Consider the following 18,438-nt stretch of genomic DNA (forward strand, 5'->3'; position numbering starts at 1 on the left):
ACCGTAGAATGGCAGAGACAGCGTGAATTCATAGCTGTTTTTTTCGGCTTGCCCTCCCCGTTGCCCGAGCGTCTACTGGGTGTTCCTAGCCTATGGTTGAAAGGGGGACTGCTGGGCCAGACCAGGCTGGCAGCGTTTATGATGCGCTGACGCGGGCCGATCTGTGGAATCCCCAGGTCATGTACCGTGGGCGCCCGGTACAGGCTCGGGGACGGGCTGTGCTGCGCACCATGTTCGAGAGCGTCAGCGATGGGTTGTTTGTCCTTGAGTGTCTGCCCCCGGAGCCAGAAAGAGGCTCACCTCAACCGCGCTGTCGGTTTTTGGTGGGTAACCCGGCTTTTTGCAGGATGTTTTTTCTCTCCTCTCGACCTATCGAGGGAGAAGAGCTCCAGAGTTGTCTACCGCCTTCTCTGGCTGCGCAGATTCAACTGCACACCGAACACTGCCTCAGCCATGGCCGGCAAGTGAGCTTCGAGCTGAGCCTAACGGCCTCTGCCGCTCCCGACCCAGAGTCGACCCGTGTTCTAATCGTTACCCTTTCTCCAGTAGTTGAGGAGAACAAGCCAATCAGCCGAATTGTCGGCTCCTGTCAGGACATCACAGCACGCAAGCAAGTGGAGTGGCAGCTACAGCGCAGCCAAAAGCAACTGTTGGAGCACAACCGGGCTCTGATGGAGCTCACCCGGCACAAAGCCCTCAGCCAAGGAGACTTACAAGCTGCTCTGCAACAGATTTGTACTACAGCCGCCCATACCCTGGGGGTGGCACGGGTGGGGGTCTGGCTCTACACGTCGGAGCGCTCCAGCATTCGCTGCATCAATCAATTCGAGATCACCCCAGACAACCCCGAGGGATCCCATACTCAAGGGGCGGAGATCTGGGCCAAAGACTATCCCCGTTATTTTCAAGCCCTGGAGCAAGAGCGCACCATTGCTGCCGACCAAGTGGTGGCGGATCCCCGCACCGCCGAGTTCGGCAATTCCTACCTGACAGCAATGGGAGTGGTCTCGATGCTGGATGCCCCCATTCGACTGGAAGGACGGATGGTGGGTGTTCTCTGCCACGAGCACATTGGATCCCCTCGCCACTGGACCTTAGAAGAGCAAAACTTCGCCGGATCCCTGGCGGATTTGGTGTCTCTGGCCCTCGAGATCTCGGAGCGCCGGCAAGTGGAAGAGGAGCTGCGCCAGGCTGAGGAGCGCTATCGCAATTTTTTCGAGAATGCGGTAGAGGGCATTTTTTTCACCGATGCGGCAGGTCGGTATCTCTCCGCCAACCCGATGCTGGCCCAGATCTGCGGCTACAGCTCCCCCGAAGAATTGATGCGCGAGGCGAAAGAGGCGGGCAAGCGGCAGCTCTATGTGGATCCCAGCCAGTGGGAGGAATTTGTGCGGCTATTGCAGGAACAGGGATCCGTACGCGGTTTTGAGTACCGGCTGCGGCGGCGGGATGGCTCGATCATCTGGGTCCGAGAAAAGGCCCGTTTGGTTAAAGATAAAGCCGGAAACATCCTCGGCTATGAAGGCATCTGCGAAGACATCACCGCCCAAAAGCAGAGCTTAGCCTACATGGAGTTTCGCGCTCATCATGATGCCCTGACAGGTTTGGTGAACCGCGAATCCTTTCGGGAGCGGCTGCAGCAGGCCCTGCAGCAATACTACAGTGAATCTCTGGCCCTCTTCTTTGTGGATTTGGATCACTTCAAAGACATCAACGATACCTTCGGCCACGGTGTCGGCGATGCCCTGTTGCAGGGGGTAGCTGAACGGTTAACCAAGTGCGTTCGCCCTGGAGATATCGTCGCCCGCTGGGGAGGGGATGAGTTCACCCTGCTGCTGCCCCGAATTGGCAGCCCCACAGTGGCAGCGCGTCTGGCTCAGCGGATTGTCGATGCCTTTCAAACTCCCTTCTCCTGCGAGGGCCATTCCCTTTCCGTGACCTGCAGCATTGGCGTCGCCCTCTACCCCCAAGACGGCGTAGAAGTGTCCACCCTTTTGCACCATGCCGACTTGGCCCTCTACCAGGTCAAGGAAAATGGCCGCAGCGGCTTTCAGCTCTACCGGCCAGTTTCAGGGATCCCGGCAGCAGTCCGCAACACTATCCTGTAAGCTGGTTGGGTCAGAGGCCCTTCTGGTTTGTGATTTGTGCATCCGGGTCGTAGCTATCGCCGTCTCATTCCCTTCATTCGGCCCCATCTGTGGATGTTGTTGCTGGGGCTAACCTGTACCCTTGGCTTTGTGCTAACCATGCCCGCCCTCGCCTACTTGATCGAGTGGGTGGCCCGCTCCATCGGTGCCGGGGATCTGGGGCAATTGCGGATGCTGGCCTTGATTGGGGTGGTGTTTTTCTTGGTGCGCGGCGCTTTTCAGTATGGCCAAGACACCCTGATGGCGAGGGCCTCCTTGCAAATGGTTTTGGAATTGCGCCAACAGATTTATGCCCACCTGCAGGCACTGGATGTGGACTATTTTTCCGGCAGCCGCACTGGCGATCTGGTCTATCGCCTCACGGGGGATCTGGATCGGGTGGGAGAGGTGGTGCAGCGGTTTTTCCATCGCTTCATCCCCAGCGTGCTCACCATCTTGGCGGTGGTGGCCTACCTGTTCTATCTCAACGGCATTCTCACCTTGACCACCTTGCTGATCGCCCCCCTGATGGGAGCCTTGATCAGTTGGTTTGGGGATCGCCTTTTGTTTCGCTCCCGCCTCAACCAAGAGAAGATGTCGGATTTGGCCGCCCTCTTGACTGAAGTGTTTGCTGGCATCAGCCTCACTCGCGCCTTTGCGGCTGAGGACTACGAAATTCGCCGCTTCAGTGCCATTGCCGAAAGCAACCGCCTGGCCCGGTTTCAGACCGAACAGATGAGAGCCATCCAAGACCCGGTGGTGGGTTTTCTGTACGCCATGAGCGTGTTGGGGGTGTTTTGGGTGGGCGGCTGGCAAATTAGCCAGGGCAACCTGACCGGCAGCCAGTTTCTCGGCTTTATCGCCGGTGTTGCGATGTTGATCGACCCTATTGTTCATATCACCAACAACTACAGCGAGCTGAAACAGGGTGAGGCTTCGGTGGAGCGGATTTTCGAGCTGCTAAACACCCGCTCCCAAATCCGGGAGCTGCCCGGGGCCCGCCCCATGCCTCCCATTCAGGGTTGGGTGGAGTTCGACCAAGTTTCCTTTGCCTACAAACCGGATCAGCCGGTGCTCAAACAGATCAGCTTTCAGGTGTCTCCCGGCGAGATTGTGGCCCTGGTGGGATCCTCCGGCGCCGGCAAATCCACCCTGGTGAGCCTGATTCCCCGCTTTTACGATCCCCAGCAGGGCTGCATCCGCATCGACGGCATCGACATCCGCACCGTCACCCTCAAGAGCCTGCGCCGGCAGATCGGCATTGTGCCGCAGGAGATCACCCTGTTTTCGGGAACCATTGCCAGCAACATCGCCTACGGACAAGAGCATTTTGACCTGGAAGCGGTGCGCCAGGCGGCCCAGGTGGCCAACATCGACACCTTTATCGAGAGCTTGCCCGATGGCTACGCCACCCGCGTGGGAGAACGGGGGGTCACCCTCTCCGGTGGACAACGGCAACGGCTGGCCATTGCCCGCGCCGTGCTCCTCAACCCCAAGATCTTGATCCTGGACGAGGCCACCTCGGCTTTGGACAACGAGTCAGAAGCGTTGGTGCAGGAAGCGCTGCAACGGCTGATGCAACGCTGCACCGTTTTTGTGATTGCCCACCGCCTCTCGACAGTGCGCACCGCCCACCGCATTTTCGTCTTGGAGCAGGGGCAATTGCTGGAGCAGGGAAATCACCGAGAATTGCTGGGCAAAGGGGGTCGCTACGCCCAGTTTCACCTGCGCCAGTTTCATTGAACCCTTGGCCTCTGGATCTCCTGGATCTCCCATGCCTGCCGGAAGGGCCGGTAAAACTCCGGATCCGCAGGCGCTCCCCCCGGGATCCCGCAGATGGCCGCCGCAAATTGCACGGCCCGTTGCACCAGAATCGCCTCCGGCCATCCCCGCAATAGTCCCAGGATGGCTACGGCGCTAAACGCATCTCCCGCCCCCACCGTATCCACCATCTGAGGCGCAGGAACCGGGTCGGCCCGATAGACCTGAGCAGGGGTGATCAGCAGCGCGCCTGCCGTTCCCAAGGTCAGAAATAGACCTTTCAGGTTCAGATGAGCCTGGAGGATCTGTCCTTGCTCCAGCAGGTCTCCAGGAGGGATCCCTTCCAGTTGGGCCACTTGCTCCAGCTCTGCCTGGTTCAGCTTCAGCCAAGTGCAGGTGCGCAGCATCTCCTGGATGGCGTCTGGATGCCACCAGGGATCCCGCAGGTTGAGATCCAGAAACACGGGACAGCCCAAAGCGGGGATCCCCTCTTGAAAGTGGCGATGGGCTGCCTCCCGGCGGGCTGCCAAGCTGCCCCGGTAGAGCAGGCTGGGCTGGAGAGCTTGCAGAGCCCCAATATCCAACTGGATGTAGTCGTAGGCTTGGTCGGGCAAGATGGCGAAGGTGGGGATCCCTTGCTCATCCAGGGTTACTTGAACCTTGCCGGTGGGGTGAACAGAATCCTGCTGCAGACCCTCCAGGCGCAGCCCCTGCCGTCGCAAGGCCCCCAGCAGCTCTCTGGCAGCCTCGTCTTGGCCAACACGGCTGAGCAAGAGGGGATCGGATCCCAGCCCCTTGAGGTTCCAAGCCACATTCAAAGCTGCTCCGCCCAGCACAATCTCTGTGGGGAAGCAGTCGAAAAGCACCTCCCCCAAGATGAGCGGCAAACCCAGGGGCACATGAGAGGGATCCATCTTGAGCACTCAGCTAGAAATCGCAGGAGCCCCGTGCTGTACCGGTAGGATCAGTGTCGAGAGGAAAGTCCGCCTCCATGGTTATAATTGTACTGCGGACACCAGAAACGGTTGTTTAAGGCACTGGTAACGGTCGATTGGGGGTGCTGTAAACCACCCCAGAGGCTCGTGGTTGGCTTGCCAACTGCAGGGCTACTAAAAGCCCGCTCTGTACTGCTTTAGCGGTCGGAGTCGGGTAGTTTACGAAGCAGCCGTTGACGTCCGCGGTGCGGAGCCCAATCCCTGGAGCTCCAGGATCTGCTGATAGGTGTTGCTGCGGAACCAACGCTCGATTTCTCTGGCCCGCAGCACCGGCAGCGGATGGGTGCGCCCCACCGTTTGCATCTGCTTCAGCTCCATCTGCCACAGATCCCCGTCCAGCTCGTCGTAAGTACGGGCCTGCTCCAAAAAGGCGTCCACGTTCAGCTTGGAGGCCAATTGCGGGGATCCCCCACACAATTTCATCAACACCGAGATCACCGTCTTGGCATCTTGGGCTACCAACAGCGCCGCCCGGTCACAGGTAAACTCGGCACACCGCAGCCAGTGCATCAGTTGATCCTGCAACGCCTGATAAAACAACCCCCCGAAGGGGAGCAAGCTGGTGGAGAGCATGAGAATGTTGGCCATCGTCAAGTAGACCCCGTGATTGCACTTCAAGTGGCCCAACTCATGAGCGATCACGGCCTGAATTTCCGGCGGCTCCAACAGATCCAGCAGAGAGCTGTGCAAGACAATGAAGGGCTTTTTCCCCTGCATGGCAAAGGTGTAAGCATTGGGCGTGGGGTTCTGCCGCACGTAGAGCTGGGGCACCTCCAGATCCAAGATGCGACAGGCCTGCACCAAAAGCTGATGAATTTCCGGCAACTGATGCTCGTTAATTTGGATGCTGGAAGCAATGTTGTCCAGATAAAATATCTGTCCTGCCGTTGAGCCAAGCCAATTTTGAATCAGCAGGCCCAGCCCCGGCACTTGCTGCAGAGAGCGGGTGGCTTGCAGATCCACGGGATGACGAAATTGGTCGGCCCGCAGGCCCAACAGAATCCGAGGTTCTCGTTGAATGGACGACATAGACAATAGACAACAGAGGGAGAAAGGACTTCGGTTACAACTCGTAGGGCACAAACTGGCGGTGGCGATTCAACAAAAATAGCCGCTCCGGCGGCGGATCCGACAGGGTCGGCTTGTCAGTAAAATCAAACGGGTTTTCTCCAGAGGGGATCTCCCAATAGACCACATGATCTTGAATGCGAGTGCCATCGGTAACAAAGCGCCCAGTATCGGCGGCAGCACGCTCAGCGCGGCGATAGAGTCGCCCTTGCCAGGTCAAGTGCGGGGGCAGCCCCAATCCCAAAAACAGTTGCTGCCGACTGGATTCCTGGTTGAACACCGTTTGCAGGCGATCCGCCCAGATCCTTGCCAGATCTGCCGGTTGGGGAGCAGCATGAGCCTCTGCATCGGCTGGAGTTACCTCCAACAGCAGTTGCTGGTTCAAAAGAATCCGAGCGGCTTGAGCTGGGGGATCCCCGCTGCCGGTCGTCGAGGGATTGGGACTGGGGATATCCAGACTGACCTGCACCTGAGGGCTGCTGGCCTGTAGCAAAATCTCTTCCAACCGTTGCTTCAGCAGACGGAGGCGAGCGGGGGCATCGGGGGTGCGCAGGGTCAAAACCAGCTCACTCCCCACCCGAAACTCGCTTTCTGCCCAGGTTGCCTCACTCCGCCAACTCCCCATCAGCCCACCCACGAGCAGGATCCCTGCCCACCTCGCCATCCTTGCCGGCCCCCTTACCGGGGGTGAAGCGCTCCTCTGTGGCCTTGACAAGTTCACTAACCTCGCCTCTCCCCTGCAGGACTCCTTGATCTTAGCCGCTACCCTAGATACATCTGTTCTCTTGACCCTATGCCGTTGGCAAGCTCCGCTTCTTTGTCATTGTTCTAAGGTCATCATGCGGATCCCGACTTCCACCTATCGCATTCAGTTTCATGCTGGGTTTGACTTCGACGCAGCACGACAGATTGTTCCCTACCTGAAGCTGCTGGGCATCAGTGACTTGTATGCCTCTCCCATCTTCCAAGCCCGCAAAGGCAGCACCCACGGCTACGACGTGGTGGATCCCAGGCAGATTAACCAGGAACTGGGGGGAAGCGAAAAGTTTGAGCTCTTGTGGGAAGCCCTCAATCAGCAGGGAATAGGCTGGATCCAGGACATTGTGCCCAATCACATGGCCTACGATGGCCAGAACCAGATGCTCATGGATGTTCTGGAGAGTGGCCCCAACTCAGATTTTGTTGACTACTTTGATGTGAATTGGAATCACTCTTACCTGGGGATCAAAGGCAGAATCTTAGCCCCTTTCTTGGGAGATTTCTACGACAAATGTTTGGAGTCGGGTCAAATCCAGCTTCGTTATGATGCCGATGGCCTAAGTATTAACTACTACAACTTGAGGTTCCCCCTCAATATTGACACCTATGCGGATGTTTTTACCTACAACCTGAGCAAGCTGCGGCGAAAATTGGGACGCAGCCATCCCGACTACGTCAAGTTACTCGGGATCCTCTTCAGCCTGAAATTCATTCCCAGCAAGGAAGATCTCCTAGAGCGCACTGATCAAATTAGCTTTGCCAAGCATTCGTTGTGGGAACTCTACACTTCTAGCCAACCTATCCAGAGCTTTTTTGACGAGAACATTGACATCTTTAACGGCAAGCCAGGGGATCCGTCGAGCTTTGACCTGCTGGATAGTCTTCTGGCGCGGCAAAATTTTCGCCTTTCCTTCTGGAAGGTGGGTGCTGAGGAGATCAATTATCGTCGTTTCTTTACCATTAACGAGCTGATCTCACTGCGGGTGGAAGATCGCGAGGTGTTTCGCAAAACCCATCAGCTTATCTTTAAGCTTGCAGAACAGGGGCGTTTTAGTGGTTTGCGCATCGATCATATCGATGGGTTGTTCAATCCCGAAGAGTATCTCCATCGCCTGCGGGAACGCTGCCCAAATCTCTACATCGTGGTAGAGAAAATACTAGAGGCCAATGAAAGTCTGCCCCAAAGCTGGCCGGTTCAAGGCACAACGGGTTACGATTTTTTGGCTAAGCTCAACGGCATCTTTTGTCAAGAAGAAAATGCAGAGGCTTTTGACTCTCTCTATCAAAATTTCACAAATCTACGGCATTCCCCAGAGCAGGTTATCGAAGATAAAAAACGCCTGATCATCGAGCGCAACCTGTCAGGAGATATGGATAACCTTGCTTTTTTGCTCAAACAGATCACCAGCCACCATCGCTATGCCAATGACTTTACCCTCTACAGTTTACGTCGAGCTTTGGTAGAAGTTTTGGTGTGCTTTCCGGTCTACCGCGTCTATATCCACGAAGGGATCCTCAGTCCAGAAGGTCAACAGGTGGTTCGTCAAGCTGTGGAGAAGGCCAAGGAGAACCTGCCCGTTTTGGTGAATGAGCTGAATTTTATTCAGCGCTTTCTCTGCCTGGAGTCTCTGGAAAATTTATCAGACCAGGAGAAAAATGAGCAGATCCATTTTGCCATGCGCTTGCAGCAGTTGGCTGGCCCTCTCATGGCCAAAGGGGTAGAAGATACTGCTTTTTATGTGTACAACCGCCTTTTATCTCTCAATGAAGTCGGTGGGGATCCCTGTCGCTTTGGCCTTTCGGTGCAAGAGTTTCACCGCTTTAATCAAGAGCGGGCAGCTCGGTGGCCTCTGTCCATGAATGCTTCTGCCACCCACGACACCAAGCGTGGCGAAGATGTGCGGGCCCGGCTGAATGTGCTTTCTGAAATCCCCGCCGAGTGGGAAAAGCACATCAATCTTTGGCATGAGCTGAACCTCGGCTACAAAGTCCGCAGCAAACAAGCTAAGCGCTCGGAACTGCCGGATCGCAATGACGAGTATTTGCTCTACCAGACATTGCTCGGCTCTTATCCCTTCCAACCGGAAGAGGTACCCCAGTTTGTACAGCGGGTCAAAGACTATGCCATCAAAGCAGTGCGGGAAGCTAAGGTCCACACCGCTTGGCTTCGCCCCGATACCGAGTACGAAGAAGCCACTACCGCCTTTATCGAACGGATCCTTCAAGGTCCTAACCCCTTTTTGGAGTCCTTTTTGCCTTTCCAACGGAAAGTTGCCCACTTTGGCATTTTTAATTCTCTCTCACAGACGCTGATCAAACTGACCAGCCCTGGGATCCCGGATATTTACCAAGGCACGGAACTGTGGGATTTGAGCATGGTGGATCCCGACAATCGTCGGCCTGTGGATTTTTCCCGTCGCCTCGCCTATTTGGAAGAAATTCAGCGGCGGGTTAAACAGGATCCTCTCCAACTCATCGTGGATTTGCTCCTGCACCGCAGCGACGGACGCATTAAGCTGTTTCTGATTTACCATGTGCTCAAGGCCCGCCAGGAACAGCCCCAATTGTTTCTCGAGGGCAGCTACATTCCTCTGCAAATCAGCGGATCCCATGCTGACCATGTTGTGGCTTTTGCCCGTCAGCACGGCAAGCAGGTATTGCTCACGGTAGTGCCGCGTTTTTTAACAAAGTTGATCGACGAAACCCAAGATCCTCTGGGAGAATCCGTTTGGGCAGATACCGAAATTCATCTGCCGCGTTGGAAGCGGCTGGACTGGGTGAATGGGCTAACCCAGGAAAGGATCCCTGCCGGCGAAACCTTGCCGGTGGGCGTTGTCTTGAAATCCTTCCCGGTGGCCCTGTTGTGGGGACAATCCCGCTAGCGGCCTAGGCGGGAGCTAGGGCCTGAAAGTTAACGATGCGGGCAAACTCTTGGGGGTCTAGGCTGGCCCCTCCCACCAACACGCCGTCGATCTCAGGCTGGGCCATCAGCTCATCGATGTTGCCGGCCTTCACCGAGCCGCCATACAAAATGGGCAGTTGGGCATTGCCCAGGTGTTGCCGGATCAAGCCGATGACCCGGTTGGCCTCTTGAGCTGCACAAGTCTGGCCGGTGCCGATGGCCCAAATTGGCTCATAGGCAATCACCAAGTTCTCCAGATCGATCCCTTGCAAGGCGCGATCCAACTGCCCCACAATCCAAGACTCGGTCAAGCCTTGCTCCCGCTGCTGCTGGCTTTCTCCCACACAAAGGATGGGGGTAAGGCCGTGCCGCTGGGCGGCTGCCAGACGCCGATTGACGGTTTCGTCCGTCTCGCCGAAGTACTGCCGCCGTTCGCTGTGGCCGACGATGACATAGCGCACCCCCAATTCCGCCAGCATGGGGCCGGAAATTTCCCCGGTAAAAGCTCCCTGATCCTCCCAATGTAGGTTTTGTGCTCCCACGGCTATGTCGGATCCGCGGCTTTGCTCTGCCACCACCGCCAGGTCTGTAAAGGGCACACATAGGATGATCTGCCGCTGGGATGCTGACCCTGACGGCGATGACCGTAAAGCCAGGCCCAACTCTCGCAGAAACTCGCGAGCCTCAGCCTGAGTCTTGTGCATTTTCCAGTTGCCGGCGATGAGGATGGGGCGCAAGATGGATCCTCCCTTAGAGACAACAGAAGGAAGGGATCCCGCAAGCAGAAAGCCCAATAAAACAGTAGGGATCCCAGCTTTGTTTTTTCGTATGACACAGTTTACCAGCAAGCGATCCCGAAAATACGGCGACGGGATCCCTTCTCCGAGCGCCGGTTAACCCTTCAACCAGCATGCAGACGGGACAGGCCAAGACCCAACAGGGAAGGCAGCTTCCTACAGCCCAACGATCTGGGTGTTTTCAAAAGTAGCCAGAATTTCATCCAGATCTTTGTTCTGCAGCGAGTAGGTAGCGGTGGCATCGTTGCCAAACTGAATTTCGTCCCCGTCCTCCAGATCCCGAAATTCCACCCGTTGCCCGCCCACGTAAAGGCCGTTGGTGCTGGGGGTGCCCTGAATGTCTCCGTCGATGATTTGGTAAGTGAACCCATCGGGAGAAGAGGGGGATTCTGTTTTGACCAAAATGGCGTGGTAGCGAGAGGCGTACTGGGAGTCGATGCGAATGCTGTTGCGTGGATCCCGGCCTAAGGAGTAGAGCTCAGCCGTCAACCAGTAGGCTTTTGGCCCATGACGATCCTTGACGATGAGCACGTGATTGAGGGCCGGTCGGCGAGGGGGCGTGGTCATGAAAGGCACCCGCTTGCACAACACTGAGGGCAGGATAGCCAAAACATAACATAGGATCCCCCAGGTGGATCCCTGTGTCCACCGGATAAGTCTCTTCAGGTCGGCATCCCAGGCTGGTGCGGGATCCCCCTGAGCAACAAGAAAGGGTCTGAGTAGATTTTTGTAACAATTCCTCTCATAATAGGATCGACGATGCGGATGGCTCCCTGACCATGAATGGCTCGCAACCGGATCCCGGTGTTCAACCCCGTTCTCCCAAGACACCGAAGATCATTGAGTTGCCGGAAGATGAAACCGATGCGCAGCTCAGCGATCCCCTGCGGATGCAGCGCTACGAATGTCGTTCTTGTGGCTATGTTTACGAACCGGCCAAGGGGGATCAGCTCAATCGGATCCCGGCGGGCGTACCGTTTGAGGAATTGCCAGCCGATTGGAAATGTCCGGTGTGCCGAGCCGGTAAGCGCTCGTTCCAAGCAGTGGGCGCCAAGGGCAAGCCTTCCGGTTTTCAAGAGAACTTGCGCTACGGCCTGGGGGTGAACGTGATGACCCCTGCTCAAAAGAACCTGCTGATCTTCTTGGGACTGGCGCTGGGATTTTTATTTTTGATGAGTTTCTATTTCGTCGAGTGAGGGTCAAGATGTTCAAACCCCTGAGGCTGGTGCTGCTGATTGCTGTCTCGGTGCTGCTGATGGCGGCGGGGATGCCCAACATGCGGGTGGTGCCCTGGGAGCAGGTGGAAGTGCCCACCCAGAACATTCTGCTGGACATTGCCTTCACCGGCACCACCCCTTCCCATGGCTGGTTGGTGGGAGACAAGGCGACGCTGCTGGAATCCCGCGATGGGGGTCTGCACTGGCAGGTGCGGGAGCTGCCGGGTCTGGAGCCGGAAGCCTACCTGGCCTCCATTAGCTTTGCTGGGGCAGAAGGCTGGGTGGCCGGGCAGCCGAAGATCCTCCTCCACACCCTGAACGAGGGATCCGACTGGACTTCCATCCGCCTCAACAACCAACTGCCAGGGGAGCCGCTCTTGATCCAGGCTCTGGGCCCTGGCGCCGCCGAAATGGTGACCAATGTGGGGGCCATCTACCGCACCGAAGATGGCGGTCAGACCTGGCATGCCCAAGTGGATGAGCCGATTGGGGCCATCAAAAACATTGCCCGCGGCCCTGAAGGCGAATATCTGGCGGTGTCGTCGCGGGGCAGCTTCTACTTTCTGTACACTCCTGAAAGTCGCACCTGGAAGCCCTACCCGCGGGAAAGCTCCCGCCGCATTCAAAACATGGGCTTTGGCCCCCACGGCAGCGCTTGGAAATTGAACCAAGGGGCGGAGATCGCCTTTACCGATGACTTCACCTCCGGCCAGTGGTCGTCGCCGCTGCGTCCGGGGCGGGCCCTCAGCTTTGGCTACCTCAATGCCGCCTATCAAAACGACCACGACCTGTGGGTGGTGGGGGGTGGCGCTACCCTGATCCACAGCCCTGACGGTGGCAAAACCTGGGAGCAGGCCAAGAAACTCAGCAACATCCCCGCCAACTTCTACAGTATTGAGTTTTTTGGCCCCCAGCAGGGGTTTATTCTGGGGCAGCGGGGCACCCTCTTGCGCTATGTCAGCTCCAACAACTCCTGAAGATCTAGATCAGATCTTAGGGATCCCTAACCGGCACACGGGTGGACACACGCGCCAAGGATCCAGCTTCACGCCCTCGGCTGCTGGTTGCTGCCAGCGGCACTGGTGGCCACATTTTTCCGGCCTTGGCCGTTGCCGAGCAGTTGCCTGACTGGCAGATCGAATGGCTGGGGGTGCCGGATCGCATGGAAGGGAAGCTGGTGCGGGAGCGGTATCCCTTGCACCGAGTCGTCATGTCGGGCTGGCAGGGATCCCCTCTCCGCAAGCTGCAAGCCTTGGCCCAACTGGCCCGCGCCACCCTACAAGTGCGCCGACTCCTTATGTCGGGACGGTTTGATATTGTCCTGACCACCGGTGGGTACATTGCCGCTCCGGCCATTTTGGCCGCCCGTTCGCTGGGGGTACCGGTGTTGCTGCACGAGTCCAATCGGATCCCGGGCAAAGTGACCCGTTGGCTGGGGAGATTTTGTCAGGTGGTGGCGCTGGGCATGGCGGAGACGGCAGAGCATTTGCCAGGGGTGGCCGCCCAAGTGGTGGGCACGCCAGTGCGGGCCGAGTTCTACACGCCCCAGCCTTTCCCTGCCGACCTCCCCATTCCCGACGGGGATCCCCTCATTGTGGTCATGGGGGGCAGCCAAGGGGCGCGGGGCCTCAACCGCATGGTGGCCACCTGTGCCCCAGCTTGGTTGGAGGCGGGGGCCTGGATTGTGCATTTGACCGGCGGCAGCGAAGCTCAAGATCCGGAAGCCAGGATCCCCAGCCATCCCCGCTACCGGCCCTTTCCTTTCCGTCGAGATGTAGCTGCCTTGTTGCAGCGGGCCAACTTTGCCATTAGCCGCGCCGGAGCCATGAGCCTGGCGGAGTTGCTGACCACCGCCACCCCAGCCATTTTGATCCCCTATCCCTTTGCCGCTGAGGATCATCAGTATCAGAATGCTCTGGCCTTTGTGGGGCGCGGTGGGGGGGTGGTCATGCGAGAATCCGAAGAGAACTTGGACTTGCTGCGGCAAACGGTGTTGACCTGGTTGGCTCAGCCGCAGGTGGTTGCCCAAATGGCCGCCCACTTGCAAGCCACAGCTCCCCCCAATGCCAGCAAGGCCATCGCCCGTCTGTTGCAGGAAATCCGCCAAAGTTCTGCCCGTTAAGCTGTGGTCCAGCAGAGAGTGGATGGTCTTTCCCACTGCCCGCCTGCGCCCGCTCAAGCAGCGGAGCCCCCTGCCCTGCTGGCGGAACTCCCGCCCGCCGACAGGATGGAATCGCTGTTGATGCGGCTAGAACAGTGCTTCGGGATCCCCCAGCGGGCTCCCGATGGGCTTTCCCCCCGCCCGGATCTCCTGGACGAGTTGGTGGGCACGATCCTTTCCCAGAACACCACCGATGCCAACAGCAGCCGTGCCTTCCGCGCCCTCAAAGCCGCCTTTCCCTCTTGGGAAGCGGTCTTGGCTGCCGACCCGGCAGATCTGGCCCAGGTGATCCGCTCCGGCGGCTTAGCCCACCTCAAGGCAGTCCGAATTCAGGAGATCCTGGCTGCCATTCAAGAACGACAGGGATCCCTGAGTCTGGACTTTCTAAGAGAGCTAGACGATGCTGGCGCCCTCGATTTTTTGCTCTCCCTGAAAGGGGTAGGGCTGAAGACCGCCACCTGTGTGTTGTTGTTCGGGCTGGGTCGGGATCTCTGCCCGGTGGATACCCATGTGCATCGAGTGGCCAACCGTCTGGGCTTGGTGCGGGCCAAACATCCCGACGACACTTTTGCTCAGCTTTCCCCTCAGATCCCCAGAGGCAAAGCCTATTCCCTGCACGTCAACTTTGTCCGGCTGGGCAAGCGCATCTGCAAGGCCCGCATGCCCGAATGTGGCCGCTGCCCGCTGCGTCCCACCTGCCCTTCTGGGCGGCAGCGTTGATCCCGACAGCAGGGCTCTATTCTGCGGGCGCAGTAGAAGCATCTGGGATCCCCTCTTGTCCGTTCCTGCCGGCGTCTCTCTCTGCTGGGGGAACTTCCAACTCCAGGGCTTGCCGCACCGATTGAATCTCTTGGGAGAGCAGCACCCGCTCTCGATCCAACAGGCCGACGATCTGCTCCGGGTCTTCCCGCGAGACCACTGGCAATTGGCGCAAATCGTATTCGTACATCGGCTCAGCTGCCACCGCTACCGCCTCATCGGGGAAGGTGGTGAGAACCGGAGATTGGCTGACCTCCTGTACGGTTAGCTCCGCCAACTCCGCCGCCTCCTTATGGGCCAAGGCCCGCTCCAGGTCTTCCAGGGTGAGAATGCCCCGCAGCCGCTCCTGTCCGTCCACCACCAACGCGCTATGGCACTTTTGCTGCAGCAAACTCTCCAGAGCTTCTCGCAGCGGTGTGTCTTGCCGAAGCAAAAGAGATGGGGGCACCATCACCTCTTGCACCGTCAGCTCTCTAGGCTCCTGCCCAAGGACTCCGTCAAGCGTTGCGTGGCGATAGCGACGGGCGGAAGGGTAGATGGCCGGCGAATGCAACTGCTCCGTCAGCCAGATGCTCAAACCCACTGCCGCCATCACCGGCAGCGCAATGTGATAGTCCCGCGTCATCTCAAACAGCAGCAAGATGGCCGTTAGCGGAGCCCGCACGCTGGCCGCCAACACCGCCGCCATGCCCACCATGGCGTAGGCAGCAGGGGGAGACAAGGCAATCAAGGGCAAAGCTTGAGATAGCACCTGACCGTAGCCTGCCCCCAGCACTGCCCCCATGAACAAAGCCGGGGCAAAGGTTCCCCCCACAAAGCCGCTGCCCAGGCTCAAAGCGCTCAGCAACAGCTTGCCCAATAGGAGCAGGCCCAGATGGCCAAGAGAAAAGGGAACGGCCTGCAGAATCGACTCAATGGTTTCATAGCCCACCCCCAACGCCAATGGGATCCCCAAACCTGCGCAGCCCAGGATCCCGCCCCCCAAAATGGGCTTGCTCCAAGCTGGCCAGGCCGCCAGGGGGCCACTGTTGAACAGGTGCTTGCCCCACTCCAGGGTGTAGCTGAAGGCCATAGAAACCAGGCTGGCCAAAAAGCCCAAGCCGAGATACAGAGGTACCTCCAGCAAGCTGTGGAGCTCGTAGTCCGGCAGGACGAAGGCCGGCTGGGTGATGGTGGGCAAAAGAAAAGCGGGTTGTGCCCCCAACCCCACCTGGGCGATCAAGGCGGAGACCACCGCCGCCAACACCACCACACTGACAGCAGAAGTGGTGAAGGTGCGGGCCAAAGCCAGCTCCAGCGCCAAAAACACCCCGGCAATGGGCGCGTTAAACCCTGCCGCCAGGCCAGCCGCTGCTCCGGCAGCCATCAACAGTTGCACCCGCTCCCGCGAGAGGCGTAGGTTTTGCCCCAGCAGGGATCCCAGCAAAGCGCCACTTTCCACACTGGGGGCCTCAGGGCCAAGGGAAGCTCCCGCGCCCAACGAGATGGCAGCCGCCAAGAGCTTGAGCGGGATCCACCAGGGCTGAAGTGCCAAAGGACGAGCAGGACTCACCAAGCCGGAGAGGCTCAAGTTGGGAAAGGGCACAACTGCCCCCAAAGCGCCGATCAGCAGGCCCCCCAGCACCGGCGCCAGAGCCAGTGTCCAGGATCCCAGCAGCCACAGGCCATAGTGTTCTGCGGCCTTACCGATGCCATCCACGAGGGTGTCCTGCAGCAGATAGCGCCACCAGCCAATCAAGTAGCGAAATCCAACCACCAACAGCCCCGTGCCCAACCCCACTGCCGCCGCCAGCAGCAGCAGCAGGTTCTCGGAGGAGAGGCGCAGGCGGAGAGCGGGGGCGCTGTTCATGATCGGCTCAGGGGCTTTGGGAAGGCAGGGTCAAGATCTCTACACCGGTTTCGGTAACGGCGACCGTATGTTCAAATTGGGCCGAGAGCTTGCCATCCAAAGTGACCGCCGTCCACCCGTCGGAGAGCACCTTCACCTCCCAGGTGCCCTCGTTGATCATCGGCTCGATGGTGAACACCATGCCGGGGCGGAGTTTCTCCCCTTTTCCCCGTTCGCCGTAGTGGGGGATCTGGGGAGCAGTGTGGAATTGCCGTCCCACCCCATGCCCGACAAAATCCCGCACCACGCTGTAGCCCTGGGCCTCGGCATATTCTTGGATGGCAGCGCCAATGTCGCCGACTCTCCCCCCCGGCTTGACGGCAGCAATGCCCCGCCGCAGACATTCTTCGGTCACCTCCACCAAGCGCCGCGCCCGCTCAGAAGGCTGTCCGACAAAGAAGGTTTTGGACGTATCGCCGTGGTAGCCATCCAAAACCGGGGTGACATCGATGTTGATGATGTCGCCTTCTCGCAGGATCTGCTTGGGGCTGGGAATGCCGTGGCAAACCACGTGGTTGACGCTGGTGCAGATGGATTTGGGAAAGCCATGGTAGCCCAAAGGGGCACTTTTGGCCCCATGCGCCCGCGTCCATCGCTCGGCCTCGTCGTTGAGCTCTTGGGTGGTGACCCCTGGCCGCACCATCGGCTCCAAGTGCTTGAGCAGATCTGCCGCCAGGCGACAAGCCCGCCGCATTTTCTCCAGTTCCCGCGAAGAGAGCAACACAATGGGCTGAGGGGCTTGCGTGAGCTGGTTCATACCCGTCTGCAAAGCGGATCCCAACTGCTCCCCCCATCGCTGAGAGCGACGGCTGAGGTCTGTCAACAACGCTCGCATGTCTTCCATCATGAGACCTTATCTGTGAAAAGCTCTGTGAAAACGGATGGATCTCTGCACCTGCAGACTGTCCAGGATTGGGTTCTCAGTTGGGATTCTGAATCGCCTTGCGCCCATTCACAGACCCCTGCCGGCCATTTTCTGCCGCCGACGAATCCGCTGCACCAACCACAGCCCCAGAAAATAGCTGACGAGGGATCCCCAAAAACCGACAAACGCACAGCCGACAAACAGCGTGCCCGACATCTCCAAGCCCCACTGCATCCAGTTTTGCCAGGTGGCCGCCACCAGCTCTGTGGTGGGAAGGACAGTTCGGGATCCCAGTAGCCATTCTCCCACCTGGTAGTTGAATGCATAGATGGGCACATAGGTGAAGGGGTTACTCACCCAGGTCCCTGCCGCCGCCGCCAGCTTGTTGCCCCGAAACGGAACAGCCAACACCAGAGCGGCCAACGTTTGAAAGCCAAAGATGGGGAAACAGCCGGCAAAAACCCCTACCGCCAAGCCACGGGCAATTTCTTTTGGCGACGATTGCAGCCGCAACAGGCGCAGATAAAGATAGCGCAGCCAACGCTTCCAGGAAAGATCCCGGCGGGCTAGGGTCGGCCCTGGTTGAGATCCAGAGTAGGATCTGGAATAAAGCTTAAGGGATCCCGGCGAAGGCCAGGAGAAAGAGGGCAGCCTCAACCAAAAGAGGGGGCTCATGGTGGCAAGGGGGCAACTGAGAGAAGGTGTTAAGTCCTGTAAATCCAGTGTATCTTTCCTGCCCTTGGCGACAAAGGGCCATTGGCAAATCCGGGCCAGCAGCAACGGGGTGACGCCGGGGGATCGGTTTACGGAGTGGTCACCTGAGCTTGTCCACCAAGGCCAGCACGAAGTTAAGACCCAAGTAGGAAACCAGCACCACCAAGAATAGGAACAGGGCAATGTTCAGCCCGGATCGCAGGGCAGAGGGCAGGGATCCCGATTTCATTTTGGGATCAGGCTTTTCGGGGGGAGTTGTCATCTGGAGTTCTGGGGAAGACTGTGAATCTAGGATCCCATCTTGGCTATGCAGGTGTACCCATCGGCTTACTTTCCGAAGATTGAAGGCCTGATACATTTACGCTGAACACTGCTGAACATCACTGTTCAACTATGCAGCGATAGCATTCTGTTTGTTTCCAAACA

At 58.3% G+C, this 18,438-nt stretch carries 16 protein-coding genes; 7 read left to right on the top strand and 9 right to left on the bottom strand.

What is annotated here, in order from left to right:
* Positions 1-92 precede the first annotated feature (92 nt).
* Positions 93-2,108 carry a diguanylate cyclase domain-containing protein gene (locus NW842_RS03750; protein WP_414417504.1) on the top strand — a complete coding sequence of 672 codons (2,016 nt, stop codon included), beginning with the start codon at positions 93-95 and terminating at the stop codon, positions 2,106-2,108.
* A gap of 36 nt (positions 2,109-2,144) precedes the next feature.
* Positions 2,145-3,869: an ABC transporter ATP-binding protein gene (locus NW842_RS03755; RefSeq protein WP_414374844.1), complete on the top strand. Its 1,725-nt coding sequence runs from the start codon at positions 2,145-2,147 to the stop codon at positions 3,867-3,869.
* Here NW842_RS03755 and NW842_RS03760 read toward each other — a convergent pair.
* The 3 genes from NW842_RS03760 to NW842_RS03770 all read right to left on the bottom strand — a co-directional run bounded on the left by NW842_RS03760 (position 3,863) and on the right by NW842_RS03770 (position 6,614).
* Positions 3,863-4,801: a carbohydrate kinase family protein gene (locus NW842_RS03760; RefSeq protein ID WP_414417505.1), complete on the bottom strand. Its 939-nt coding sequence runs from the start codon at positions 4,799-4,801 to the stop codon at positions 3,863-3,865. The two genes, NW842_RS03755 and NW842_RS03760, sit on opposite strands and share 7 nt — an antisense overlap.
* Positions 4,802-5,041: 240 nt before the next feature.
* Positions 5,042-5,911, bottom strand: coding sequence for a M48 family metallopeptidase (locus NW842_RS03765; RefSeq protein ID WP_011433741.1), 870 nt, complete (start codon positions 5,909-5,911; stop codon positions 5,042-5,044).
* Positions 5,912-5,945: 34 nt separating this feature from the next.
* The gene (locus tag NW842_RS03770) at positions 5,946-6,614 is read right to left on the bottom strand and encodes a hypothetical protein (RefSeq protein ID WP_011433740.1); all 669 of its coding nucleotides are present in this window, start codon (positions 6,612-6,614) and stop codon (positions 5,946-5,948) included.
* Positions 6,615-6,789: 175 nt separating this feature from the next.
* On the opposite strand from NW842_RS03770, the gene treY reads away from it, so the two are divergent.
* Entirely contained in the window at positions 6,790-9,591 is a 2,802-nt protein-coding gene (treY, locus tag NW842_RS03775; RefSeq protein ID WP_414417506.1) for a malto-oligosyltrehalose synthase, read from the top strand.
* Positions 9,592-9,595: 4 nt separating this feature from the next.
* Here the strand turns inward: treY and tpiA are convergent, their stop codons facing one another.
* Positions 9,596-10,348 carry a triose-phosphate isomerase gene (tpiA, locus tag NW842_RS03780; protein ID WP_011433738.1) on the bottom strand — a complete coding sequence of 251 codons (753 nt, stop codon included), beginning with the start codon at positions 10,346-10,348 and terminating at the stop codon, positions 9,596-9,598.
* Positions 10,349-10,564: 216 nt separating this feature from the next.
* Entirely contained in the window at positions 10,565-10,975 is a 411-nt protein-coding gene (locus NW842_RS03785; RefSeq protein WP_414374851.1) for an FHA domain-containing protein, read from the bottom strand.
* A 212-nt stretch (positions 10,976-11,187) separates the two neighbouring features.
* Between NW842_RS03785 and NW842_RS03790 the strand changes: the two genes are divergently transcribed.
* The 4 genes from NW842_RS03790 to NW842_RS03805 are packed head-to-tail and all read left to right on the top strand — an operon-like array spanning position 11,188 to position 14,506.
* Positions 11,188-11,604, top strand: a complete 417-nt coding sequence (locus NW842_RS03790) for a rubredoxin (RefSeq protein ID WP_414374853.1) — start codon at positions 11,188-11,190, stop codon at positions 11,602-11,604.
* Positions 11,605-11,612: 8 nt separating this feature from the next.
* Entirely contained in the window at positions 11,613-12,602 is a 990-nt protein-coding gene (locus NW842_RS03795) for a photosynthesis system II assembly factor Ycf48 (protein ID WP_414374855.1), read from the top strand.
* 41 nt (positions 12,603-12,643) lie between these two features.
* Positions 12,644-13,747 carry an undecaprenyldiphospho-muramoylpentapeptide beta-N-acetylglucosaminyltransferase gene (gene murG / locus NW842_RS03800; protein ID WP_414374857.1) on the top strand — a complete coding sequence of 368 codons (1,104 nt, stop codon included), beginning with the start codon at positions 12,644-12,646 and terminating at the stop codon, positions 13,745-13,747.
* Positions 13,748-13,750: 3 nt separating this feature from the next.
* Positions 13,751-14,506: an endonuclease III domain-containing protein gene (locus NW842_RS03805; RefSeq protein ID WP_414374859.1), complete on the top strand. Its 756-nt coding sequence runs from the start codon at positions 13,751-13,753 to the stop codon at positions 14,504-14,506.
* Between the two features lie 16 nt (positions 14,507-14,522).
* Here the strand turns inward: NW842_RS03805 and NW842_RS03810 are convergent, their stop codons facing one another.
* The 4 genes from NW842_RS03810 to NW842_RS03825 form a co-directional block, all read right to left on the bottom strand.
* On the bottom strand, positions 14,523-16,394 hold the full coding sequence (locus NW842_RS03810; protein WP_414417507.1) for a chloride channel protein: 1,872 nt from the start codon (positions 16,392-16,394) through the stop codon (positions 14,523-14,525).
* Between the two features lie 7 nt (positions 16,395-16,401).
* Positions 16,402-17,190, bottom strand: coding sequence for a type I methionyl aminopeptidase (gene map / locus NW842_RS03815; RefSeq protein ID WP_414342345.1), 789 nt, complete (start codon positions 17,188-17,190; stop codon positions 16,402-16,404).
* 195 nt (positions 17,191-17,385) lie between these two features.
* Positions 17,386-17,973 carry a DUF2062 domain-containing protein gene (locus NW842_RS03820; RefSeq protein WP_414417508.1) on the bottom strand — a complete coding sequence of 196 codons (588 nt, stop codon included), beginning with the start codon at positions 17,971-17,973 and terminating at the stop codon, positions 17,386-17,388.
* A gap of 139 nt (positions 17,974-18,112) precedes the next feature.
* Positions 18,113-18,274: a hypothetical protein gene (locus NW842_RS03825; RefSeq protein WP_414352050.1), complete on the bottom strand. Its 162-nt coding sequence runs from the start codon at positions 18,272-18,274 to the stop codon at positions 18,113-18,115.
* Between the last annotated feature and the right edge of the window lie 164 nt (positions 18,275-18,438).

The organism is Synechococcus sp. R55.4, from assembly GCF_047461935.1.
Classification (GTDB): Bacteria; Cyanobacteriota; Cyanobacteriia; order Thermostichales; family Thermostichaceae; genus Thermostichus.